The organism is Aromatoleum toluclasticum ATCC 700605 (genome assembly GCF_000378245.1).
In the GTDB taxonomy this organism is placed as follows: domain Bacteria; phylum Pseudomonadota; class Gammaproteobacteria; order Burkholderiales; family Rhodocyclaceae; genus Aromatoleum; species Aromatoleum toluclasticum.
This window is the reverse complement of the sequence record NZ_KB899491.1, coordinates 323,149-346,199: the sequence shown is the minus strand read 5'-3', so window position 1 is coordinate 346,199 and position 23,051 is coordinate 323,149. Positions and strand designations below refer to the sequence as shown.

Sequence of the window (23,051 nt, the reverse complement as noted above, 5' to 3'; positions counted from 1 at the left end):
AGGAATAAACGCACTTTGTTGAAAGAAAGAACCTAACTAGGCTATTTCGCCAACCTTCGCAAGACTTCGCACTTCGCAGGAATTCGAAGCGGCCATCTAGCCCGAAGTTGTAAGCACTACTTTAGCGCCCGTTGTCACGGGAGAGGGTGCGAGAAAAGCCCGCACAACAATTCGAACATAACGTCTGCATAGTTATTGTCATAATAACGCCGAGCTCATCGTCAAACCCTGAGCAGCGCTAAGAACCGCAGCTCCAGTCTGTTGCCAAGACGTATCACGGTAGCGTCGCACAATCTCGGATTCACGAGTTGCCACTACTTCAGGATTCTGCAAATACCATAACAACCGCGCCGCCCACGCAGCGTCGTCAAGCGGCTCGACATATTCAATCAGCCCCCCCCCGACCTCTGGGATTGAGGCGGCACTGGAGGCCAAACAAAACTTTCCATGCGCAAGGCTTTCGGCCACGGGGAGACCCCATCCCTCATATAGTGATGGATAGACCGTAAACATACATTTCCGATATAGATAGACAAGATCGCTATCGGAAACATGGTCGAGGATTCGAACATATGATCGCACTTGTGCATCACCACGAAGAAGTTCCATCAACGTTTCGACCCCCCACCCCTGCATCCCAACAAAGACAAGCAGCGGCAAGTCCTCAGCTCCTTGTTCTTGAAGACGCTTGTAGGCACGGCACAAAATTTCGTGATTCTTACGACCCTCTATGGTCGACACAAACAGAATGAAGCGCTGCTCACCAAGCTCCCCTACTGCGGTGGACGGTGGCGCGTCAGGATGCGGGCGTATATTATTTCCAAGTCGCACAATATCAAGGGCTGGAACGGGTGCGCCAACAGTCTCCAGAAATTCCGTTAAATCTCTTCGGGAGCAATTAGAGATACAAAGAATCTTGTCCGCACACCAAGCTGCATCCACAAAATATCGCGGAAATTTCTCCGCAACACCTGAAACGCAATATGTCGGCAGAAGAATCGGAATAATGTCATAACAAAATAGCAACACCTTCAATTTTAGTCGCTGCTTCAACTCGTACAAAAACTCCAAATCCTTCTGATCCCAATCTAAACCGAGGGAAACGTATACATCTCCTGCGTTAAAGGGCTGTACACACCCTCTCGGCAGAGTAAGCATTGACTGCGGGGTGCGTGGATCGGGCGAAATCGCTTGCGTCGGGGCAGGAGACGCGCCCGTGTCAAGCCGCTCCAATGCCGTACGGATGTCGCCATACGGAACCTCTAGGTAGCTTCCCGCTTCTGCGTCGAAGTGGCAGAATCGCACGTCCGATGTTCCGGAGTTCAAGAAATGCCTAGCGGTCTCCGCTTCGACACGTACGATCCCCAACGCTGGACGTCGCCATCCGAGCGTGGTAGTCACGTCGAGCCAAATGCTCATTGTGCGCCCCCTTGAATACCCAATATTCGTGACACCTCCTCCGGTAGCACGCGCAGACTTACGTCCCATAACAACTGCCGTCGCAAAGTGTCATCTGTTTCAATTTCGCGCTCTGTCCGTCCACTTACGCCGAGTACTGTGCGAATCGCCGCCTGAAATTCTCTTGGCGTGTCTGCGACCCACACACTTGGCATCGAGCGATACGCATCGAACCCACGAAGCGCCACACTAGTGCAAATTACCTGTTTACCTGAATATAGCGCCTCTGCAGTCTTAATATTCGACCCGCCGCCTGCACCTATTGGTAGTAGAAAAGCGTGAGCTAAACTTTTTACTGCCGAGAGGTCGGCGTCATCAAGGACCCCGAGCACAAGCAAGCGCGATAGATTCAGATCGCGCCAACGAGATTTTGAAAATTCCTGCATAAGGCAGGGACCGACGCCGCCAACGACGACTAGTTTCGACCCAGGCGGAATACATGCAAGAGCGTCTCCGAGCGAGTCAATGAATCCGGTGAAATTTGGCGGATGCGCGCTCGCAATAAAAAGCGGCCAAGGACGACTAGGCAACTTCGCCCGCCATGCCTCTCGCCTCTCGGAACTCGCAACCCAAGGGCTTATCCCGTTCCGCGCCACGATCACATTTGCCGCCCCGTAACCACGCAATACCTCCGCATCTTCATTCGTAACGGCCACGCTGAGATCGGACTCTTGCGCTGCCGCGCGCTCCAATGCTGAAATATCCGCAATTGCCAAGCGCGCTAGTTCGCTATCCGTCGCAGACTCAAGAATCTGCTGTTTCATTGGCGCTTCAATATTCTGTGAACTAAAGACGACGACCGAATTTCGACATCGCGGCACCTCACGCTTAAGCCGCTTCGCAAGCGGATAGAACCATGGCTGCTCTACGACAATTACGTCGACGTCAACGTCAACGCAATTTGCAACTCTGCGGAAAATTTCTTCATCTGACACAGCAAAATCTGCCATAAGAAAATCAGACAGTGCAGGAAGGACTTTGCCGCGGTAGAGGCGGAATCGACTATCGGGAGGAAACTCAATATCAAACGGACCAAGATCTTCCCGACTATATGCCTCGGATTGGTAAAATCCGACGACGCGCACTTTATTCCCGACCTCTTCGAACGCCTTTCGGACTGCATCCGTCCGCAATTGCCCACCATGACGGGGCCTACGGATCGGGTAAGGCGACAGAAGAAGGACACCCGGACGACGATCTCCGCCCATTCGGGAACGTTTCGCGGCGATCACCCGCTCATCGTCCGTTCCACGATTTCCCAACCGCTCCTCATCTCCAAGTATCGCTGCAATCAACTGCTGGGCGCTCTCGGCCCAGGTCAACGATTGGATCCTTGCCGATGACGGCGCCCGTCCTTCATCGTGCGCGGACAGCCACTCTGCGATCGCTGATCGAAGTGCGTCAGGAGCTGTTCCATTGAAATAAAAAGCATTTTCACCAGCAATCTCCCGAAAGACCGGAAGATCCCGAGCAACTATTGGCAATCCATGTTGTGCTGCTTCAATCAAGGGCAAGCCAAATCCCTCACCCTCTGACGCCATAAGCAAACAAGTAGCAACGGAATAAATTTTTTCAAGGTACTCGTCACTTATTCCCTCGAGCCAAAACAGACGCTTACCGCGCTGAGCGTGCGCCTCAAGAGACGCCACTAAGAGGTCAACCGCCCACCCACGCTTGCCCACGATAACTAATCCGAGGTCGTTGCCTTGTGCCCACAACGATTGAAATGCAGCTAAGGCCTGCGCGTGCCCCTTCCGAGGTTCGACGGTACCAACCATCAGGAAAGTCGGTCTTGATCGGATTACTTCCAAAACTTTATCGGCTTCCGGGGGCAGCCCTTGGGTCGGTGCCGAATTCCGTATATCAGCGCCTAGGTGGAACCACCTCAACGCAAACGGGCGACTACACAACTTAAGCTTGGAATTCATCCAGTTGCGCAAATCGTCCGCAACGGCCTTAGAGATGCAAACCACGCCATCTGCTTCGGTCACGACCTCTAGCCAATGAAGATGGGACTCGCTCGCCCCCACTGGAAATGAACTTGGATGACTTATTGGAAGCAGATCATAAACCACGAAGAAAACCTGAACACCTTGATGGCGCAGCGATTGATAGTAATCACGACATTCAGGGACTATCTGTGGCTGGAGGTCAAGCCCAATAAATATATCTCCTGATTGTGGCTCAAGGACGCTATCCGGCTCATCGATCAAGACGTCACCAAAAAAACCACGCGTAAAAGTATTTGCTTGTCTGTACGTTCCGCTACCTACTGTCGAGTAAACTGCTTGAACAACGTATCCTGCCGGAGGATTTGAAAGTAGTTCCCACAAAATGGCCCGCGTAACGCGCTGAATGCCCGTTCTAGCGTCGCGCCGCACCAGTTCGGAAACATCGACATAAATTCTGCGTCGACGCTCTGGATCGGGATGGTTCCTTGCGATTGCGGCCGAGATGCTTACGCAGTCGGCGTCACTTAGATTCGTCGCATCGTTCCCACATGCAATAGCGCGAACCAATCTGGAAACAATTTCTCGTTGTTTAAGTTTCTGCGGCACGACGTTGCGCGTCCGTTCGTATAATCGCTCAAACGCGACAATCGCACGTCTCGCACTCGAATCCCACGAAAAACGTTTCGCCTGAGCAAGGCTGTGAGCCTCAAGGTCACGACGAAATGCCTCGTCTGACAATGCTTGCTCCATCTTTCCCGCAATACTCATGACATCGTACGGATCAAACAGGGCGTCTTCTCGCCCAATGACTTCGGGCAGACTGGAGGTATTCGCACCGATTACTGCAGCTCCGCACGCCATGGCTTCGAGCGCTGGAAGACCAAAGCCTTCGTGCCACGACGGGAATACAAAAAGTTCGCAGTGATTATAAAGCCCGATGAGCTCTTGGTCGGTGATGTAGCCAGTAAACCGAAGTTCATCATCATCCAGACCTGCGACGGAAGCATGGCTCAACAATATGCTGATATCACCTTCGGAAAATTTTCCGGCCAGAACTAGCTGGTAAGATTTTCTTAGAATCCTAGGCAAGCATGCATACGCTTGAATCAGGCGAGGGAGATTTTTTCGTTCGTCTGACCCGCCCGCATATAGCACAAAAGGACGAGAAATTCCATTCTTTTTTTCTACGAACTTTGCATCCTCATTCACAATGCCTAACGATTTGAAACAATCGTCAACCGCAGTACCAATGTTCACGGCATCGAAACTTGGAACATCCAGATACTCAAGCGCTTCACGGCGGGAGAAGTCTGAAATCGCAAGCCACGCATCAGCGCGCGCGAGATCCTTTAATTTACGGAAATAAAACTTCTCGTAGGTCGGATTTGGCCTGAGGTAATGATCAGGATTCAGTAACGGAATGAGGTCATACAGCGACACGCTGACTAAGGTGGACTGATCGAAACGGCCGACGCTCGTAACCGCATCGTCAATATAGCCCTCGAAGAGGCTGGTAACATGGATAACGTCCGGCCTCAGACTAGCCAGAAATGCTTCACGAATGAGCTCAGCCGCGGCCCTGCGCCGAGTATTATTCGATTCCATTTCACGAACAGGGCCGGGAGCATGCCACACACGAATGTTTTCTTGCGGCAATACGCTGTCGAATACGGCTCTAATGCGCTCGATCGTATCGGGAAATAGTCCGCTTAGTGCAAGTATAACTTCGTGGTCATTTCGGTTTCGTGCGATCGCCAAGGCAAGCGACATAGAATAACGACCGATGCCGCGAAATCGACTCTCTGTCTGCGCGCCCTGCATATCAATTACGATGCGCATCAGCTATTCCTCTTCTTGGCTTCGATGGCAACCTTGAGATCCACATAGATCTGCCTCGCCGAAGCGGTCATATGCGCCAACTCCGGGTTGAACGTCTCATGCAAAAGCTCAGTACCGGGGGAGTTAGTCACTGGATCTGCTTTTCGGTGTGCTGTTAGCGCGACAGTGCTTGCGTCAGGCATAAGACCTGCGTTACGCACGAACAGCACAAGGTGCTGCCGCAGGCCAGGATACTTGCGGAGGGACGTGCTGATCTTGTGACGCAGCCTCGGCTGATTCAACACGATACGAGCGGCAGCGACTGCTGGCCGACGCAGAGCCCTCCGAACTCCCGTCACAGCCCATCCGGCAGTCCGTCGCATTGGCGAAAGATCGCCTTTGACGACCCGCTTCAGTGCCCGAATCGGGGCTGTTATCCTCCATGAACTGCTGCGATGAACGGACAAGAGCCGTTCGTGCCACTGATCGGACTCCAAACGCCAGTAGTGGACACTACCCCGCGTTTCCGCCAGCATCCGCTGCAATTCATCGCGCTCAGCATGGAGGACGCCCACCAATGCAGCTTCGTGCTGCCACTTCTCCTCAGCCGCCGTGAACCTGTTACCCATCTCCGCGGACGTCGCTTCGGCCACCGCCGCCCGACGAGCGAGTTCCTCGGATCGCCTCGTAGCAGCAGCAAGTCCATTTCGCAACTCCGCAAGGAGTGCCTCCGCTTTCACGGCTCGCTCCTCTGCGGAACACGTGCGCTGTTCCAGCACCCGACTCTGCTCTGCGAATTGCGAGCGCAACTCGACCTCACGGCGCTCACCCGTTAGGACCAACGCCCGTGCCCGATCGGCGTCTCGGATTGATCCTCCACAAGTTGCGCGCGCGGCGCACTCGCGCCAAGTTAGGGGTTCGGAACTTCGGCGTAACGTCAGTAATTGGTCGAGTTCGCGCTGCGTCGTTCCTGACAAAAGCAGCAGTCCGTGCGCCTTGTCCTCAATGCGTTCAAAAAATTCTCGATCACCGTCGCCATAGCAGGTTTGCGGCACCGAACAGTCCGAGAAATTGAGTCCCTTTGCCCCACTCGCCAGCAGCTTACTCGCAATCTCGTTCCGGTATTCCGCACTGTCGCTCATGCGGTCGATGTTCAGCAACAGATTAGCGTTGGCTACCGCCTCTCCCAACCCTAGAATCCAAAGTACATAGAAGATAAGGTAGGACTGTTCGGGCGCAAGACGCCTCTTGATGAACCAATCTATCTGGGCACTCAGATCGTCCGATTCGAATCCTTCGAACGCGATTTCGCGACGCAGCCGCTCAATCACAGGAGGACGCGAGGGCGCATTTAGAAACAGTTGGCTCGTCGCATCAAAATAATCGGTGACCTTATAGGACCACCACTCATCCCAAGGATTGCGCCACAAGTAAATATGATAGCCCCCGAGGGCATTCTTCATCGCTCCAATTCGCGATGAGGTACGACATTCCTGAATTACCGGACGCCCCTTTGCCGCAGCGATAAGCGCCGCCCAGTAATTCAGCCCAAAATCACCGACACAACCGAAATATCCATCATAGATAGCCTCTTTCGAAAGCTTATCCAGACAGGCGTCAGACACATCGTAAAGCTCACGAAAGTAGGACACCTCGATGGCCGGATGTCTCAGATGCTTAACATACTCACCGCGAAACGCCAAAAGGTTTTCGGGGTTTGCACGCGCGAGTAGCGCAACCTCATGTAAAGGTTCCTGATAACACCAATACCCGTCACTTGACCGCCGAAAGACGTTGAATAGGTACGTACTTCCGGCGCGAAACAACGAGTGGATGAATATTGGGGCCAACGTTTCCCCAGCGAGTGTCGTGTGGTCTGTCATGCTGAAGCCAACTCGAATGCAGCGACGGTATTGATCACGCCGGATTTTACAAACGTGAGCTCATCCGACTTAACACGAAAAAGTACCGAATCCACCCTGCGATGCAGGAATACCGGCGGATCGGCGCTATCGTCGCGAATACCACAATTGATATAGTAAACCCCTGGAGCAAACGCGTTTTCTAGTTCAAAGCGTGCGATGAAGATATCTCCGAGGGCAAACGCACGGCCGTTAATTTCAGGCATGTGCGACGTATCCATGCCGAACAACGCGACCCCATCGCGCGTCTTAGCCATAAATGCGAACGCGATCCGGCCGACCGCTTCGTTAAAGCGTACGCGGTATTTCAAAACAAGCAGACCACGACTGCCAAAGACATTCGCACGCTCGCCCCGCTCATTCTCCAGCCAGATCGCTTCGATTACCGCACGACCGTCGCCGTAAGCGACTTCGCAATTACTCATCAGGCTTTCGTCGACAAGAGGTTCCAATAGGCGTGCGTCTATGTCTACACCCGCTGAAATACCCTCTAACCCTCCGAACAAAGCCTTTTCGTACATATCGCAGACGGTCTTGGCGACGCCGAACGCAGCGACGCACCCGTCTTTCAAAAAAAGCGCTTTGCTGCAGAGCTTCTTAACACAGTCGACATCGTGACTAACAAAGAGCAGTGTTGTCCCTTGCGCACGGAACTCCTCGATCCGCCGAAAGCACTTGCGCTGAAATGCGGCATCGCCAACGGCAAGAGCCTCATCGACGATAAGAATGTCGGGCCTGAGCGCAGTCGCAACGGCAAAAGCGAGGCGCACCTGCATGCCACTCGAGAAGACGCGAACGGGCTGGTCTATGTAATCGCCTATATCCGCAAACCGTTCGATTTCCGGCATGAGCTCCATCAGTTGCCGCACCGTAAGCCCTTGTAACTGGCCGGCCATGAACACGTTCTGCCTACCCGTGAAATCGGGATGAAACCCCATGCCGAGTTCAAGCAACGCAGCGATTCGTCCGTTGACATGGACACCGCCGGTGGTGGGTTGCGTGGTGCCGGTAATCATCTTTAGCAGCGTGCTCTTGCCCGCACCGTTCACGCCGACTATACCGACCGATTCGCCCGGTTCAACCGAGAAGGAGACGTCCTGCAGCACCCACCGCAGGGTGTGGTGCGGCTTGTGGCCCGGGGTGATCCACTCCAGCAGACGGGACCAGCGTGTGGGGTACTGCTTATATGCCTTGCCGAGATTGCTTACGGAGATGCTACCCATCAGAGTTCGTCCACCATTTCACCGACATGGCGGCGGAAGAGCCCCAGCCCGGTTACGCACAGAAAGAGCGCCAACAGCGTTATGGGCCACAGGTTTTCCCATTGGGGCCAGCGGTTGGCGATGAAGATCTGCTGGAATCCCTCCATCAGCGCTGCCATCGGATTCCAGACCATGGCGTCGCGAATTCCGTCCGACAGAGCCGACACGGGATAGACGATGGGCGTGAGCCAGAACCAGAAGGTGATGAAGATTCCGAAAAACTGACCAATGTCGCGAAAGAACACGTTGAGCACGCCCAACGTAATCCCGAGCCCGATCGAAAACAGTACGAGGATAGCCAGAAGGGGCAGCATCGCCAGGAAGGCATCACCCGGAAAATTACTGGAGACCAGCAGGAAAACCGTAAACAAGCCGAAGACGATGGCGAAGTTGAGCAGTGCGCTCAGGATGATGACCACCGGCAGGCACATGCGCGGGAAGCTGAGCTTCTTCAGGAGGTTCGCGTTCTCGAGAAAGACGTTCTGACCGCGTCCGATGATCTCGGCGAACAGGCCCCAGGTGAGAAGGCCCGCGCACAGGTAAATGCTGTAGGCAAAGCCATTGTCGACACCGGGGAGCCTGGCGCGCATGACCTCGGCGAAGATCACGGTATAGACGAGAATCATCGCCAGAGGATTGAGCACGGTCCAGGCTGCGCCCAGCAGCGAGTTGCGGTATTTCGACTGGAACTCACGCTTGACGCTGCCGAGGATGAAACCACGGTAGTTCCACAGCGCTCTGAGCATTGCACTCATCGATTCGCTCCCTGGATCAGGGTTTCGAGCGCTGCAACGTGCCGCTGGATGGCGCCTGCATCGCCGCGGGTCTCCACATTGAGTCGCAGCAGGGGTTCCGTATTGGACCCGCGCAGATTGAAGCGCCAATCAGCGAAATCCATGCTGAGACCGTCGGTCATATCGACCGTCGAATTCTCCGGCGCGAAGTGCGCGCGGAGGCGGTCGATCGCGGCGGGGATATTCTCGACGCGGTAGTTGATCTCGCCGCTGCAAGGGAAGGCAGCGATGCGTTCATCGACGAGCTGGGCCAGCGTCTTGCCCGATTCGGACATCAGCGCGGCCACCAGCAGCCACGGGATCATGCCGCTGTCGCAGTAGGCGAAATCGCGGAAGTAGTGATGGGCGCTCATCTCGCCGCCGTAGATGGCGTCTTCGAGGCGCATGCGCTCCTTGATGAAGGCGTGGCCCGTCTTGGACTGGATGGCGATGCCGCCTGCCTCGGCGACCTGCGCCTGCGTGTTCCAAGTGAGCCGCGGGTCGTGGATGATCTTTGCGCCGGGGTGGCGCTTGAGCATCATTTCGCCCAGCAGGCCGACGAGGTAGTAGCCCTCGATGAAGCGGCCTTCGGCATCGAAGAAGAAGCAGCGGTCGAAGTCGCCGTCCCATGCCAGGCCGAAGTCGCAACGGTTGGCAAGCAGGGCCTTGCGCGTGAGCTCACGGTTTTCCGGCAGCAGCGGATTGGGGACGCCGTTGGGGAAGTTCCCGTCGGGTTCGCGGTTGATGAAGATCCAGCGGAACGGCAGGTGGCGGGAGATTTCCTCGACCACGGGGCCCGCCGCGCCGTTGCCCGGGTCGGCGAGGATGGTGAAGGGCTTGAGCGCGCCGGCGTCGACATAGCTTAGGAGATGGCGGATGTAGGCGGACTTGTCCGCCTTGTGCTGCACGGTGCCGGGGCGAGTTGCGCGGGACCCGAGGTTGCCCGCTGCGACACGCTCGCGGATGGCGGAGAGGCCCGAGTCGCCGCTGATGGGCTTCGACTTTTCGCGCACCAGCTTCATACCGTTATAACCCTTGGGGTTATGGCTGGCGGTGACCATCACGCCGCCGTCGGCGCGCTCGTGGCTAGTGGCGAAGTAGACCTCCTCGGTGCCGCAGAGGCCGATGTCGATGACGTCGGCGCCAGCGTCGGTGATGCCGCGCGTCAGCGCCTCTGCAAGCAATGGGCTTTCGATGCGCATGTCGCGGCCGACGACGATGGTCGCGGCGGCGAGCTCGACGACGAGGGCGCGGCCGATGCGGTAGGCGATATCGGCGTTGAGTTCATCGGGAACCCGGCCGCGGATGTCGTAGGCCTTGAAACAATTGACTGCGACCCGCGCGCACGCCAGGCCGGGATCGATTTCGCTCATCGTGGAGATCTGCATCAGTTCGGCGCGCGACCGTAGGTGTCCTCGAAACGCACGATATCGTCCTCGCCGAGGTAGCTACCGGACTGGACCTCGATGATCTCGAGCGGGACCTTGCCAGGGTTCGCGAGGCGATGGACATGACCGAGGGGGATGTAGGTGGATTCGTTTTCCGACAGAAGGAACACCTTTTCGCCGTTGGTGACTTCGGCGGTGCCCTTGACGACGATCCAGTGCTCGGCGCGGTGGTGGTGCATCTGGAGGCTCAACTTGGCGCCGGGCTCCACGACGATGCGCTTAACCTGGAAACGATCGCCGAAGTCGATCGAGTCATACCAGCCCCAAGGGCGGTAGATCTTGCGGTGCGAGTCGGCGAGCGTACGGCCTTCGGCCTTGAGGCGAGTAACGATCTTCTTTACATCCTGCGTGCGGGACTTGTCGGCCACAAGGACAGCATCGGGGGTTTCCACGACGATGACGTCCTTCAGGCCAACGCCGGCAACGAGGCGCCCGCCACCATACAGCAGGCTGCCCTGGCAGCCTTCGACGATGGTTTCGCCGAAGGCTGCATTTCCGTTCTCATCCTTCTCCATCACGTCCCAAAGGGCGTCCCACGCACCGACGTCCGACCAGCCTGCGGACATGGGGATTACAACGCCGTCGATACCCAGACCAGCGTGAGTCGCCAGCTTTTCCATCACAGCGTAGTCAATGGAGTCCGAAGGGCAGGCCTCGAAGGATTGCGGATCCACGCGCAGAAAATCAGTGTCCTGCTTTCCTGCAGCAAAAGCCTCCTTGCAGGCGAGCGACATTGACGGATCAAGCGTGTCCAGGGCCTTGAGCCAGACGCTGGCGCGCATCATGAAGAGGCCGCTGTTCCAGAGATACTCACCGGAAGCAACGTACTCGGTCGCCCTGTCAAGGTTTGGTTTTTCGACGAACTTGACCAGCTTAAGCGCGCCGTCGTCGCGACGAACGCCGGTGCGGATGTAGCCGTATCCCGTTTCGGGGCGGGCAGGAACGATTCCGAAGGTTACGATTGCCCCATTGGTCGCTGCAGGCAGGCCGCTTGCTACCGCGGACTGGAATGCATCACGGTCGGTGACCACGTGATCGGCCGGCATCACGAGAAGGATCGGATCCTCACCATCCACGCAGGAGGCAGCCAAAGCGGCAAGCGTCAGCGCCGGTGCGGTGTTTCGTCCGACCGGTTCAAGAATAATGCGCGGCGCTGCGATACCGACAGATCGAAGCTGCTCGGCAGCCATGAAACGGTGCTCGTTATTGCATACAACGATGGCCGGACCGGTACCCTGCCCCTGCATGAAGCCCTCGAGACGCAAGGCCGTCTCCTGCAGCATGGTGCGTTCGCCGGTCAGCGCGAGGAGTTGCTTGGGCTGCAATTCGCGGGACAAGGGCCAAAGCCTAGTACCCGAACCACCAGAGAGGATCACAGGAGTTATCATGTTCTACCGTGCAAATATTTGACTTGGGCTAAAAATAAAATCTGGAGTACGCTCGTCGCTGAACTAAGCGACCATTCCGAACCGGCGACGATACTTCAATGGTGCACGTGCGATCTGTGAGCAAAAGCTCGAATTATTGCACTGCAGAACGCCAACTACTATTCGACCAAAGTAATATTGCGTTACAAACCGTAGTAACTCCGGTACCAGCCGATAAAGCGCTGCACACCTTTTTTCACGCTCGTAGCCGGAGCAAAACCCGTCCAGGCATTGAGTTCCGTCGTGTCCGCATAGGTGGCGGGCACGTCGCCGTCCTGCATCGGCAGAAAATTCTTCTCCGCCTTCCGTCCAACCGCCTCTTCGATCGCATCGATGAAACTCATCAGCTCGACGGGATCATGGTTGCCGATGTTGAACACGCGGTAGGGGGCGGCGCTGCGACCCGGATCGGGCTGAAGGGGATTGAAGGCGGGGTCAGATTCGGCGACGTGATCGAGGGTGCGGATGACGCCTTGGACGATGTCGTCGATATAGGTGAAGTCGCGCTTCATCTTGCCGTGGTTGAAGACGTCTATCGGGAGCCCTTCGAGGATGGCCTTCGTGAACAGGAAGAGCGCCATATCGGGGCGACCCCAGGGGCCGTAGACGGTGAAGAAGCGCAGTCCGGTGGTGGGTAGGCCGTAGAGGTGGCTGTAGGTGTGGGCCATCAGCTCGTTGGCCTTCTTCGTTGCGGCGTAGAGGCTGACGGGGTGGTCGACGCTGTCGTGCTCGGAGAACGGCATCTTGGTGTTGCCGCCGTAGACGCTGGAGCTGCTGGCGTACACGAGGTGCTGCACCTTGCTGTGGCGGCAGCCTTCGAGGACGTTGATGAAGCCGACGAGGTTGCTGTCGACGTAGGCGTGCGGGTTCTGCAGGGAGTAGCGCACGCCGGCCTGGGCGGCGAGATGGATGACGCGGTCGAACTTTTCCTCGGCGAAGATGCGTTCCATGCCGGCGCGATCGGCGACGTCGAGTTTGACGAAGCGGAATGCAGGGTGCGGAGTGAGGCGCGCGAGGCGGTCGAGCTTGAGCTGCGGGTCGTAGTAGTCGTTGAGGTTGTCGAGGCCGACGACTTCGTCGCCGCGGGCGAGGAGCACCTCGCTGGTGTGCATGCCGATGAATCCGGCTGCACCGGTAACCAGGATCTTCATACGCCTTCCGAATTTACGTGGGAAATTTGACCGCAGATTATCCCATGTCCGGGGGGCGCTTTCGTTACAGGAAGTGAGAAGCGGACAACCATCTCATCGAGTTGGCCTTGGCCGGCGGGACCGATGCGATCGTCACGCACAACATCCGTGACCTCGAGCGGGGAGAGTTGCAGTTGGGCAGATTGCGCGCCATGACGCCCGCACAGTGTCTGGAGGAATACAATGAGTGCTTTGACGATCCGGCTACCGGACGACACGGCGCTTCGCCTCAAGCAATTGGCACGGGCGCGTGGCCAGCGCATGAACAAGCTGGTTGAAGAATTGAGCGCTCAAGCTTTGGCTGCGTGGGACACGGAGAACCATTTCCGCGCGCTTGCTGCCACCGGGAACGTGAGCCGGGCCCTGGCTATCCTCGATCGGCTCGATGCTCGGGATGGCAAATCCGCCGGATAGCCTGCGGGCTGCCGGCAGGCCGGGCCAAAGTTTTGGTTGATCGCGCCTTTCCAGGAAGGGCGTGATCAACCAAGAATGATTAGCGCATTGCTACCGTTTTGACCCGCCCTGCCCTACTCCCGGCCGGTCGTGGCGACGGGCGACGATATACTTGGCGGCTTGCCAGAACCGGACGCCCCATGCTCGCCAGATTGTCCTATGCCTTGCTGTGGCTGTGTGCCCTGCCCTTCGTGCTGCTGCGCCTGGCGTGGCGCGCGCGGCGGCAGCCTGCCTACCTGAAGCATCTGGGCGAGCGCTTCGGGCATTACGCGGTCCGCGCACCGCTGCCTGTGATCTGGGTGCATGCGGTGTCGGTGGGGGAGACGCGCGCGGCGGAACCGCTGGTGCGTGCGCTGCTGGCGCGTTGGCCGGATCACGCGGTGCTGCTGACGCACATGACGCCGACGGGACGGGAGACGTCCGAGAACCTGTTCGGCGGGGAGCCCCGCGTGCTGCGCGGCTATCTGCCGTACGACCTGGGGCCGGCCTGTCGAAGCTTTCTGTCGCACTTTCGTCCGCGCGTCGGCATCGTGATGGAGACGGAACTGTGGCCCACGCTGTTGGCCAGTTGTTGCGCGCGCGGGGTGCCGGTGCTGCTTGCGAATGCGCGGCTTTCCGAGCGTTCGGCGCGGCGCTATGCACGCTGGCCCGCCCTGACACGCATGACCGTGGGTGCGCTTGCCGGGATCGGCGCGCAGACCGAGGCGGACGCACGGCGTCTGGGGGACTTGGGCGCGAGCGAGGTGGCGGTGACGGGGAACATCAAGTTCGACATTTCACCACCGGATGCGCTGTTCGCGCTTGGGGCGAGTTTCCGCCAACGCCTTGGCGGGCGTCCGGTCCTGCTCGCGGCGAGCACCCGCGAGGGGGAGGAGACGCTGATTCTCGAGGCGTTCCGGGCGCAGGCACCTGACGACGCGCTGCTCGCACTGGTGCCGCGGCATCCGCAACGCTTCGATGAGGTTGCGCGTCTGGTCGAAGCCGGCGGATTCAAACTGCAGCGGCGTTCGGACGAGGCGGCGGTCGAGGCTGAGACGCGCGTGTGGCTGGGTGATTCGATGGGCGAGATGTTTGCGTATTACGCGGCGGCCGATGTGGCGCTGATCGGCGGCAGCTGGCTGCCTTTTGGCGGGCAGAACCTGATCGAGGCGTGCGCAGTGGGGACGCCGGTGGCGCTGGGGCCACATACCTTCAACTTCGCGCAGGTTGCGGAGCTGGCGGTTGCCGCAGGGGCGGCGCGGCGCGCGGCGGACGTCGATGAGGGGATGCAGGTCGCGGTCGCGTTGCTTGGCGACAAGCAGGCTCGCATTGCAGCGGGTGAGGCGGGACGGAGTTTCGCTGCTGCGCATCGGGGGGCTACGGCGAGGACGATGGCGATCGTAGAGCGACTATTTGCCGGCTCTTGATTCGTGGCTATCCTGAATTCGTGATTGGAGAGCAGCATCGCCGGACTCGTGTCGGGCGTACGGGAGCAGTTTGACTGTGCGGGGCAATCGCACGAACCCGCGTAGGGCGGGACGAGCGCAGGGCATCCTGCCAGTCCCGGGGTCGGAAGCGGCCCAAGGGCCGCATAGCGGGATACGCCTTTGGCTCCTCCCGCCCTACGTGTCCTGCGCCGAAACTGCGTTTTCCACCCTTGTACGGCTTCTTGAATCAGAAGTGTTTGGGCAGGCCGGCCTCACGCAGTAATCGCTTCAGCTCCGGGGCGAAATTTCCGCCCACCATCGGACACCGCGGCGAACGACGGCGAATTTCCAGGCCAACAGCTCGAAGGGGACTCCGGACCGTCAGGGTAGCGGCGAGTTCGTATGATCGCCCGAATTACTCTGCCAGCAGCGCGTCGATGAGCTGGACGTCTTCCTCGCCAAGGGTACCGGCGGCGGCCTTGAGGCGCAGTTGGGCGAGGATGGTGTCGTAGCGGGAGCGGGCGAGCTGACGCTGGGTGTCGGCGAGTTGGGACTGGGCGTTGAGGACGTCGATGTTGATGCGGACGCCAACTTCGTAGCCGAGACGGTTGGCTTCGAGCGCGGAGGTCGATGAGACCTGGGCGGCTTCGAGGGCCTTGACTTGCGCCATGCCGCTAGTGACGCCGAGGTAGGCCTGACGTGCGGCGAGGGCGGCGGAGCGGCGGGCGTCGTCGAGGTCGGCGTCGGCCTTGACCTTGAGGGCGGCCGCTTCGCGTTCGCGCGACGAAACGGCTCCGCCGGCGAAGATGGGGACATTGAGCTGCAGGCCGACGGTGTTGGCGTCGGTGCGCGTCGAGCCGCCTGCAGCGCTGGAGCTGAAGCCTGCGCTGTTGTGGCTGCGGGCGGCGACGACGTCGAGGGTCGGGTAGTGGCCGGCGCGGTTGCGCTCGACTTCGCGTTCAGCAATTTCGCGCGCGATCTGTTGCGCCTGCACCGCGTAGCTGCCCTGTTCCGCGGCAGCTGCCCATTCCGCGATGCTGTCGGGCTGCGGGCGGGACAGCGAGACGCCCTGCCGCAGGCCGGCGAGCGGCGAGGGATCCTGGCCGACGATCTGTACGAGGGTCTGGCGGCGTACATCCAGGTCGTTCTGCGCGGCGATTTCCTGCGCCGACGCGAGGTCGAAGCGCGATTGCGCTTCGTGCACGTCGGTGATCGTGACGGTGCCGACCTCGAAGCTGGCCTTCGCGAGTTCGAGCTGCTCGGAGGCGGCCTTCTTCAGCTGGGACTGCGCCGCGAGGACGTCCTGGGCGTTGAGGACGTCGAAGTAGGCTTGCGAGACTCGCAGGATCAGATCGTGCCGCGCCTGTCCGAGCTGGACTTCGGCGAGCGCGGTCTGGAGTTCGCCCTGCTTGTACTGGATCCAGTTCTGCCAGCGGAACAGCGGCTGCGTGAGTTGCACGCCGTAGCCGTTGCTGTTGTATTCGCGCGTGCCGAAGACCCGGGTATGCGTGTCGACGTCGTTCCAGGTGGTGTTGGCGCTGGCGCCGATGCTCGGCAACAGTCCGGCCCGGCCCTGTACGACCCGTTCCTGGCCTGCATCGTACTGGGCGCGGGCTGCGGCGAAGCGCGCGTCGTTGGCGAGCGCGTCGCGATAGACCTGCAGGAGGTCGGCCGACCACGCGCTGGCGGAACATAGGGTAACGAGACTGAGGGCAATCACGCGCTTCATCGGCTTCTCCGGGGCAAGTCGCTGTGGTTTCGGCGCTGTGGCGTCAGTACCGCGGCATGGCCGGGTCGACCTGGGCGGCCCAGGCCGCGACCCCGCCCGCAAGGTTGATGACCCTGGAGAAGCCCTGACGCTCGAGGAACATGCACACCTGGGCACTGCGGCCGCCGTGATGGCAGATGACGACGATCTCGTCGTCGGGATCGAGCTCGGTCTGGCGCGCCGGCACGGAGGCCATCGGCATCAGCGTCGAACCTTCGATGCGACAGATCTCGAACTCGATCGGCTCGCGTACGTCGAGCAGGAATGGTTTGCCCCCTTGCGGGGCGGCAAGCCGTTCGGCGAGTTCGGTGGCGGTGATCTGTCGCATGCGGTGATTCCTCAGAAGCGGAATTCGTCCTTGCGCTGCGCATTCTTCAGCATCGGGACGACAGTTTCGAAAACGTCTTCGGTCTGGTACTGGTCTTCCGAGACGCGCGTGATCAGGCGGCCTTCCATGACCGGAGCCTCGCCGACGAAGGCGAACATGCGGCCTCCGACCTTGAGCTGGTCGAGCAGGCTTTGCGGCACCATCGGCAGACCACCCGTGACGACGATGACGTCATACGGCGCACGGCCGCTCCAGCCGCGAGCGGCGTCGCCTTCCTCGACGATGACGTTCTCGACACCGGCGCGGTTGAGGTTGTCGGTCGCGAATTTGGCGAGTTCGGGCTCGATCTCGACCGAGCGGACCCAGTCGGTGCGCGCGGCAAGCAATGCGGCGAAGTAGCCGGAGCCGGTGCCGATCTCGAGCACCGAATCCGAACGCTTGAGCGGCAGCGCCTGCAGGATGCGGCCCTCGATGACGGGCTTGAGCATGGTCTGGCCGCAGCCGATGGGGATCTCGACGTCCGCGAAGGCAAGCGTCTTGTGCGCGGGAGGAACGAATTCCTCGCGCTTGACCGTCATCAGGAGGTCGAGGACGTCCATGTCCAGCACATCCCAGGGGCGGATCTGCTGCTCGACCATGTTGAAGCGGGCGCGTTCGAAGTTCATGGCATTGGCTTCCTGTGCAAATATTAGCACACGCTAATTTAGTGCGCGATAAGTAAACTTGTGCATTTTAGCGTACTTGCTGCGGTGCGGGCTGCCCGTCTTCCCCGCCTTTCCGCGGTTCGCGCCGCACGCGGTACCACGCTGCATACAACGCGGGCAGGAAGATCAGGGTGAGCACGGTGGCGACGGTGAGGCCGCCCATGATGGCGACGGCCATGGGGCCGAAGAAGGCGCTGCGCGAGAGCGGGATCATCGCGAGGATCGCCGCGGCGGCAGTGAGCATGATGGGGCGGAAGCGGCGCACGGTCGATTCGACGATGGCATCCCATGCGCTGCGGCCGTGCTCGCGGTCCTGGCCGATCTGGTCGATGAGGATCACGGAGTTGCGCATGATCATGCCGGAGAGCGCGATCGTGCCGAGCATGGCGACGAAGCCGAAGGGTTTGCCGAAGGCGAGCAGGAAGGCGGTGACGCCGATCATGCCGAGCGGAGCCGTGAGGACCACCATCGCGACGAGCGAGAAGCTCTGCAACTGCAGCATGAGCACGGTGAGCACGGCGATGAGAAAGAGCGGCATACCCGCGGCGACGGACGTACCCCCCTTGGCGCTCTCCTCTACTGCGCCGCCGACCTCGACGCGGTATCCCAAGGGCAGCGCGGCTTCGATCGACGCGATCTGCGGGGCGAGATCGGCGACGACGACAGCCGGTTGGACGCCGCCGTACAGGGTCGCGCGGACCGTGACGGTGGGGACGCGGTTGCGGCGCCAGACAACGCCCTGCTCGAAACCGTATTCGGCAGTCGCGACCTGGGCGAGGGAGACGCTGCGGCCGCCGCCGACCGGGATCGCAAGGTCCGGCAGCAGCCCCAGATGCACGCGCTCGGATTCGGCGCCGCGCAGCATCACGTCGATGGTCTCGGTGCCTTTGCGGAACTGGGTGACGGCGAATCCCTGCACCGAGGTGTTGAGCAGCGTCGCGATGTCCTGCGTAGTGAGACCGAGAAGTCGCGCCTTGTCCTGATCGACCTTGAGGCGCACACGCTTGGAGGGCTCTTCCCAGTCGAGATGGACATTGGAGAGTTGCGGGTGGGTGCGCATGTTCGCGGCGACCTCGTGCGCGATGCGGCGCAATTCGTCGAGATCCTGGCCGCTGACGCGATACTGCACGGGGAAGCCGACCGGCGGGCCGTTCTCGAGCCGATTGACGACACCGATGAGTTCGGCCGGTGCTTCGTCGAACAGCGCGATCAGCTTGGTGCGCAAGGCTTCGCGCGCTTCCGGGCCTGCGGTCAGGATCACGAACTGGGCAAAGCTCGTTTGCGGAAGCTGCTGGTCGAGCGGCAGGTAGAAGCGCGGACTGCCGCCACCGACCCAGGCGACGTAGTTTTCGATGCCTGTTTGGGTGTCGAGAAAGGTTTCCAGACGCCGAACGGCGCGCTCCGTCGCCTGATGGGAGGCGCCCTCGGAAAGGCGCAGGTCTACAAGCAGTTCCGGGCGGGTCGACTCGGGAAAGAACTGCTGCGGCACGAAACGCCCGAACACGACCAGTGAAGCGGCGAAGACGAGCAAGGTCAGTGCAATGACGATCCAGCGGTGCGCGACACAGGCATCGACGACCGCACGCAGGCGCGTATAAAAGGACGAGTGGTAGATCGCGTATTCGTCGTGCAGTTCGTGAGCATGGGCGTCGCGTTCGGCGAGACGCGTTCCGAGCCGCGGCGACAGACGGCCGAGGAGACGCGCGAGCACCGACGGTTTGCCGCGCTGCGCTTGGAAGTCGGGCAGGATGTGGTAGCCGAGCCAAGGCACGAAGAGCACCGCCGCAACCCACGAGACCAGCAGCGCGATGACCGTGACCTGGAAGATCGAGCGCGTGTATTCGCCCGTTGCCGATGCTGCGGTCGCGATCGGCAGGAAGCCCGCCGCGGTCACGAGCGTACCGGAGAGCATGGGCATCGCGGTGGAGACGTAGGCGGCACTTGCGGCCTTCGCGCGCTCCCAGCCCTGCTCCATCTTCGTGGCCATCATCTCGACGGCGATGATCGCGTCGTCGACGAGCAGGCCCAGCGCGAGGATCAGCGCACCGAGCGATATCTTGTGCAGGCCAATGCCCAGGATGTTCATGAAGAGGAAGGTGATCGCAAGCACGACGGGGATGATCACGAGCACGACGACCCCCGTGCGCAGGCCGAGCGAGAGCAGGCTCACCGCCATGACGATGACGACCGCCTCGGCGAGTACGCGGACGAACTCGCCGACCGAGCGCGCGACCGCGCGCGGCTGATCGGCGACGCGCTCGAGGCGGACTCCGACGGGAAGTTGCGCGTCGATGCGCGCGATGGCCTGATCGAGGTGGCGGCCGAGTGCGATGATGTCGCCGCCTGATCGCATCGACACGCCGATGCCGAGGGCGTCCTCGCCCTTGAAGCGCATGCGCTCGCGCGGCGGGTCGGCGAAGCCGCGGCGCACTTCGGCGACGTCGCCCAGGCGGAAGCTGCGCCCCTGGGCGCGGATGACGGTGTCGCGGATCGCGTCGAGGTCCTCGAAAGCGCCGCTCGGGCGCAGCCACACGCGCTCGTCGCCGGTATCGAAGAAACCGGCGCCGGTGGTCGCGTTCTGGCCCGCGAGCGCGCCGGCGATGTCGCGCACCGACAGGCCGAAGGTCGCGAGCTTGATGTTCGACAGCTCGATGTACACGCGCTCGGGCTGCTCGCCGAAGAAACTGACCTTCGCGACGTCGGGCACGCGCAGGACTTCGCCGCGGATCGCCTCGGCGTAGCGCTTGAGCTCGGCGTAGTCGAGGCCCTCGCCAACCAGCGCGAAGATGTTGCCGTAGGTGTCGCCGAATTCGTCATTGAAGGTCGGTCCGACGATGCCCTGCGGCAGGGTGTGGCGCATGTCGCCGACCTTCTTGCGCACCTGGTACCAGACTTCGGGCATCTCGCGCGCCGGGGTCGAATCCTTTGCGACGAAGAACACCATCGACTCGCCCGGGCGCGAGAAGCTGCGCAGCACGTCGACCTGGGCGACTTCCTGCAGCTTCTTTTCGATCTTGTCGGTGACCTGGCGCGCGACCTCTTCGGCGGAAGTGCCCGGCCACTCGGTGCGGATCACCATCACCTTGAAGGTGAAGGGCGGGTCCTCCGACTGGCCGAGACGGGAATACGAGTAGAGGCCGATCACCGCCAGCACGGCCATGAAGTAGGCCACCAGCGTCTGGTGGCGCAGGCCCCAGGCGGAGATGTTGAAGCGCCCTTCGTGAAAATCCCGCGGGGCGGTCATTTGCGTACGTCCAGCGCCACCGGCGCGGCCTCGTCGACCGCGCGCACGGTTTCGCCCGCGACCAGGCGATGCACGCCCGTGAGCACGACGCGCGAACCCGCGGCCAGCCCGCCAACGACCACGCCGTCTTCGCGGAACGCCCGTGCATCCACGGCGAGCGGCGCGAGGTGCGAAGCCTCGTCGACAACCCACACCGTCGCACGGCCATCGACGCGGGTCACCGCGGCCAGCGGAAGAATCGTCTGCGCGGCATCGTGGACCTCCGTGAAGGCGACGCTCGCCGTTGCGCCGAGCGGCAGGGCGTCGTCGGCCTCCGCCACGCTCACGCGCACGGCGTAGGAACGGGTCGCGACATCAGCCGCGGGGGCAATTTCGCGGACCGTCGCGGCGTAAGTGCGCGCCGGATTTGCCCACGCGCGCACGGCAGCGGGCGAACCCGGCTGCAGTTCCGCGATCCGGCCTTCCGGCACGTGGATCAGGATTTCGCGTTCGTCGGGGCGCGCGACGCGCAGCACCGGCTGGCCAGCCGCGACGACCTGCCCGGCTTCCGCGAGGGCGGCGGTGACCACACCCTCGTCGGCAACGCTCAGGGCCGCATAAGCAGCCTGATTGCCGGCCGTCGCGAGTTGCGCACGGGCCTGGCGCAACCGCGCTTCGGCCGCCTGCTGCGCGGTACGCCGGCCATCCAGCGCGGAAGCACTGACGAAGTTGCGTGCGTGCAGGTTCTGCACGCGCTCGAATTCCGCACGCGCCAGCGCGACCTCGGCCTCCGCCGCCGACACTTGCGCCGCGGCCGCCTGTTCGGCGAGCCTCACGTCCTGCGGGTCCAGGCGCGCGAGCACCGCGCCGGGCCGCACGCGCGCGCCGACATCGACGTTGCGCTCGACGAGCTTGCCGCCAATGCGGAATCCGATGTCCGCCTCATGGCGCGCGCGCACCTCGCCGGTGTATACGCGCAGCTGCGGCTCGGACGCGGCACTCCCGATGGTGCGCACCAGGACGGCGCGGGGAGGCTTGTCGATGGGTGCCGGACCGGAACATCCGGCAAGCAGGGCGGCCAGGGAGAGGGCCCTCAGTGTCGTCTTCATCGCGCATCTCCGCTTGGCGCCCCGGCCAGCAGGCCGTTCAGGATCAGGTCGAAATAGGTGTGCAGGTACTGCGCCGTGTCGGTTTCCTGTCCGCAGGCGGGACCAAAGGACTGTCGCCACATCGCCCGATAGACGAGCGGCGCGATCAGGACACTGCAGATCGCATCGGCGTCGACCTGCCGGAACACGCCGCGCTCGATGCCGAGCGTGACGGCCTTGCGCAGGAGCGCCGTGCCGCGCTGCAGGACTTCCTGCTGGTAATAGAGGGCAACGTCGGGGAAATTGCGTGCTTCGGACATCATCAACTTCGGGATGCCGCCCAGTTCGGTATTGCCGATACGCTCCCACCAGCCCAGCAGGATCGTGCGCAACAGTTCCAGCGGATCGTCGTACTCGTCGAACAGCGCTTCGCCCGCGTGCAGCGCAGAGACGATGCCCTCCTTGATCACGGCCTTGAACAGCGCGTCCTTGCTGTCGAAATAGAGGTACAGGGTGCCCTTGGAGACGCCTGCGCGTTCGGCGATGTCATCGAGCCGCGTCGCCGCGAAACCCTTCTCGACGAAGAGCGACAGCGCGGCGGCGGTGAGCTCCTGCGGGCGCGCCTCCTTGCGGCGTCGGCGTGCTGGCGGGCGGATGGAGTCGGACATGCGGGCGGGGAACCGGCGAACTGCGCCGTATTAATGACTAACCAGTCAGTAATTTAGGATGTTTCGCGGGCAAATACAAGGCACCTCGGATTCATTTACTCGCCGCTGAGCTGACGGGCACGCGGCCGCCCGATAACGTCCAACCCGCAACGACCGCGTCATA

At 60.9% G+C, this 23,051-nt stretch carries 16 protein-coding genes; 2 read left to right on the top strand and 14 right to left on the bottom strand.

The features are described from left to right. Positions 1-198 precede the first annotated feature (198 nt). The 8 genes from F464_RS30185 to F464_RS0101575 all read right to left on the bottom strand — a co-directional run bounded on the left by F464_RS30185 (position 199) and on the right by F464_RS0101575 (position 13,211). Positions 199-1,419: a glycosyltransferase family 4 protein gene (locus F464_RS30185; RefSeq protein WP_157353502.1), complete on the bottom strand. Its 1,221-nt coding sequence runs from the start codon at positions 1,417-1,419 to the stop codon at positions 199-201. Then, complete coding sequence (locus tag F464_RS30180; RefSeq protein WP_084600400.1) at positions 1,416-5,249, bottom strand: glycosyltransferase; 3,834 nt, start codon at positions 5,247-5,249, stop codon at positions 1,416-1,418. Before F464_RS30180 ends, F464_RS30185 begins: the two co-directional genes overlap by 4 nt. Then, on the bottom strand, positions 5,249-7,111 hold the full coding sequence (locus tag F464_RS0101600; RefSeq protein WP_157353500.1) for a hypothetical protein: 1,863 nt from the start codon (positions 7,109-7,111) through the stop codon (positions 5,249-5,251). Before F464_RS0101600 ends, F464_RS30180 begins: the two co-directional genes overlap by 1 nt. Beyond that, positions 7,108-8,373, bottom strand: coding sequence for an ABC transporter ATP-binding protein (locus tag F464_RS30175; RefSeq protein WP_018988017.1), 1,266 nt, complete (start codon positions 8,371-8,373; stop codon positions 7,108-7,110). Before F464_RS30175 ends, F464_RS0101600 begins: the two co-directional genes overlap by 4 nt. Continuing rightward, positions 8,373-9,167, bottom strand: a complete 795-nt coding sequence (locus tag F464_RS0101590) for an ABC transporter permease (RefSeq protein WP_026295654.1) — start codon at positions 9,165-9,167, stop codon at positions 8,373-8,375. The genes F464_RS30175 and F464_RS0101590 overlap by 1 nt, the downstream gene beginning before the upstream one ends. After that, positions 9,164-10,558, bottom strand: a complete 1,395-nt coding sequence (locus F464_RS0101585) for a phosphohexomutase domain-containing protein (protein ID WP_051092232.1) — start codon at positions 10,556-10,558, stop codon at positions 9,164-9,166. Before F464_RS0101585 ends, F464_RS0101590 begins: the two co-directional genes overlap by 4 nt. Positions 10,559-10,572: 14 nt before the next feature. After that, a complete protein-coding gene (locus F464_RS0101580) occupies positions 10,573-12,021 on the bottom strand; it encodes a mannose-1-phosphate guanylyltransferase/mannose-6-phosphate isomerase (RefSeq protein ID WP_026295652.1) in 1,449 nt (482 codons plus the stop codon). Between the two features lie 182 nt (positions 12,022-12,203). After that, complete coding sequence (locus F464_RS0101575; RefSeq protein ID WP_018988013.1) at positions 12,204-13,211, bottom strand: NAD-dependent epimerase; 1,008 nt, start codon at positions 13,209-13,211, stop codon at positions 12,204-12,206. Between the two features lie 222 nt (positions 13,212-13,433). Between F464_RS0101575 and F464_RS0101570 the strand changes: the two genes are divergently transcribed. After that, positions 13,434-13,664 (top strand): ribbon-helix-helix protein, CopG family, encoded by a 231-nt coding sequence (locus tag F464_RS0101570; protein WP_018988012.1) that lies wholly within the window; start codon positions 13,434-13,436, stop codon positions 13,662-13,664. 179 nt (positions 13,665-13,843) lie between these two features. Beyond that, positions 13,844-15,109 (top strand): lipid IV(A) 3-deoxy-D-manno-octulosonic acid transferase, encoded by a 1,266-nt coding sequence (gene waaA / locus F464_RS0101565; RefSeq protein ID WP_018988011.1) that lies wholly within the window; start codon positions 13,844-13,846, stop codon positions 15,107-15,109. Between the two features lie 415 nt (positions 15,110-15,524). Here waaA and F464_RS0101560 read toward each other — a convergent pair whose 3' ends face one another. The 6 genes from F464_RS0101560 to F464_RS0101535 all read right to left on the bottom strand — a co-directional run bounded on the left by F464_RS0101560 (position 15,525) and on the right by F464_RS0101535 (position 22,888). After that, positions 15,525-16,838 carry a TolC family outer membrane protein gene (locus tag F464_RS0101560; RefSeq protein ID WP_018988010.1) on the bottom strand — a complete coding sequence of 438 codons (1,314 nt, stop codon included), beginning with the start codon at positions 16,836-16,838 and terminating at the stop codon, positions 15,525-15,527. A 43-nt stretch (positions 16,839-16,881) separates the two neighbouring features. Then, entirely contained in the window at positions 16,882-17,205 is a 324-nt protein-coding gene (locus F464_RS0101555; RefSeq protein WP_018988009.1) for a rhodanese-like domain-containing protein, read from the bottom strand. Between the two features lie 11 nt (positions 17,206-17,216). Beyond that, a complete protein-coding gene (locus F464_RS0101550; RefSeq protein ID WP_018988008.1) occupies positions 17,217-17,870 on the bottom strand; it encodes a protein-L-isoaspartate O-methyltransferase family protein in 654 nt (217 codons plus the stop codon). Positions 17,871-17,937: 67 nt separating this feature from the next. Next, positions 17,938-21,153 (bottom strand): efflux RND transporter permease subunit, encoded by a 3,216-nt coding sequence (locus tag F464_RS0101545; protein ID WP_018988007.1) that lies wholly within the window; start codon positions 21,151-21,153, stop codon positions 17,938-17,940. After that, complete coding sequence (locus F464_RS0101540) at positions 21,150-22,241, bottom strand: efflux RND transporter periplasmic adaptor subunit (protein ID WP_018988006.1); 1,092 nt, start codon at positions 22,239-22,241, stop codon at positions 21,150-21,152. The genes F464_RS0101545 and F464_RS0101540 overlap by 4 nt, the downstream gene beginning before the upstream one ends. Then, positions 22,238-22,888, bottom strand: coding sequence for a TetR/AcrR family transcriptional regulator (locus tag F464_RS0101535; protein WP_018988005.1), 651 nt, complete (start codon positions 22,886-22,888; stop codon positions 22,238-22,240). Before F464_RS0101535 ends, F464_RS0101540 begins: the two co-directional genes overlap by 4 nt. Between the last annotated feature and the right edge of the window lie 163 nt (positions 22,889-23,051).

Bases quoted from the DNA above. Each gene is read 5' to 3' on its own strand.
- F464_RS30185 (WP_157353502.1), bottom strand. From the start codon at position 1,419: ATGAGCATTTGGCTCGACGTGACTACCACGCTCGGATGGCGACGTCCA.
- F464_RS30180 (WP_084600400.1), bottom strand. From the start codon at position 5,249: ATGCGCATCGTAATTGATATGCAGGGCGCGCAGACAGAGAGTCGATTT.
- F464_RS0101600 (WP_157353500.1), bottom strand. From the start codon at position 7,111: ATGACAGACCACACGACACTCGCTGGGGAAACGTTGGCCCCAATATTC.
- F464_RS30175 (WP_018988017.1), bottom strand. From the start codon at position 8,373: ATGGGTAGCATCTCCGTAAGCAATCTCGGCAAGGCATATAAGCAGTAC.
- F464_RS0101590 (WP_026295654.1), bottom strand. From the start codon at position 9,167: ATGAGTGCAATGCTCAGAGCGCTGTGGAACTACCGTGGTTTCATCCTC.
- F464_RS0101585 (WP_051092232.1), bottom strand. From the start codon at position 10,558: ATGAGCGAAATCGATCCCGGCCTGGCGTGCGCGCGGGTCGCAGTCAAT.
- F464_RS0101580 (WP_026295652.1), bottom strand. From the start codon at position 12,021: ATGATAACTCCTGTGATCCTCTCTGGTGGTTCGGGTACTAGGCTTTGG.
- F464_RS0101575 (WP_018988013.1), bottom strand. From the start codon at position 13,211: ATGAAGATCCTGGTTACCGGTGCAGCCGGATTCATCGGCATGCACACC.
- F464_RS0101570 (WP_018988012.1), top strand. From the start codon at position 13,434: ATGAGTGCTTTGACGATCCGGCTACCGGACGACACGGCGCTTCGCCTC.
- waaA (WP_018988011.1), top strand. From the start codon at position 13,844: ATGCTCGCCAGATTGTCCTATGCCTTGCTGTGGCTGTGTGCCCTGCCC.
- F464_RS0101560 (WP_018988010.1), bottom strand. From the start codon at position 16,838: ATGAAGCGCGTGATTGCCCTCAGTCTCGTTACCCTATGTTCCGCCAGC.
- F464_RS0101555 (WP_018988009.1), bottom strand. From the start codon at position 17,205: ATGCGACAGATCACCGCCACCGAACTCGCCGAACGGCTTGCCGCCCCG.
- F464_RS0101550 (WP_018988008.1), bottom strand. From the start codon at position 17,870: ATGAACTTCGAACGCGCCCGCTTCAACATGGTCGAGCAGCAGATCCGC.
- F464_RS0101545 (WP_018988007.1), bottom strand. From the start codon at position 21,153: ATGACCGCCCCGCGGGATTTTCACGAAGGGCGCTTCAACATCTCCGCC.
- F464_RS0101540 (WP_018988006.1), bottom strand. From the start codon at position 22,241: ATGAAGACGACACTGAGGGCCCTCTCCCTGGCCGCCCTGCTTGCCGGA.
- F464_RS0101535 (WP_018988005.1), bottom strand. From the start codon at position 22,888: ATGTCCGACTCCATCCGCCCGCCAGCACGCCGACGCCGCAAGGAGGCG.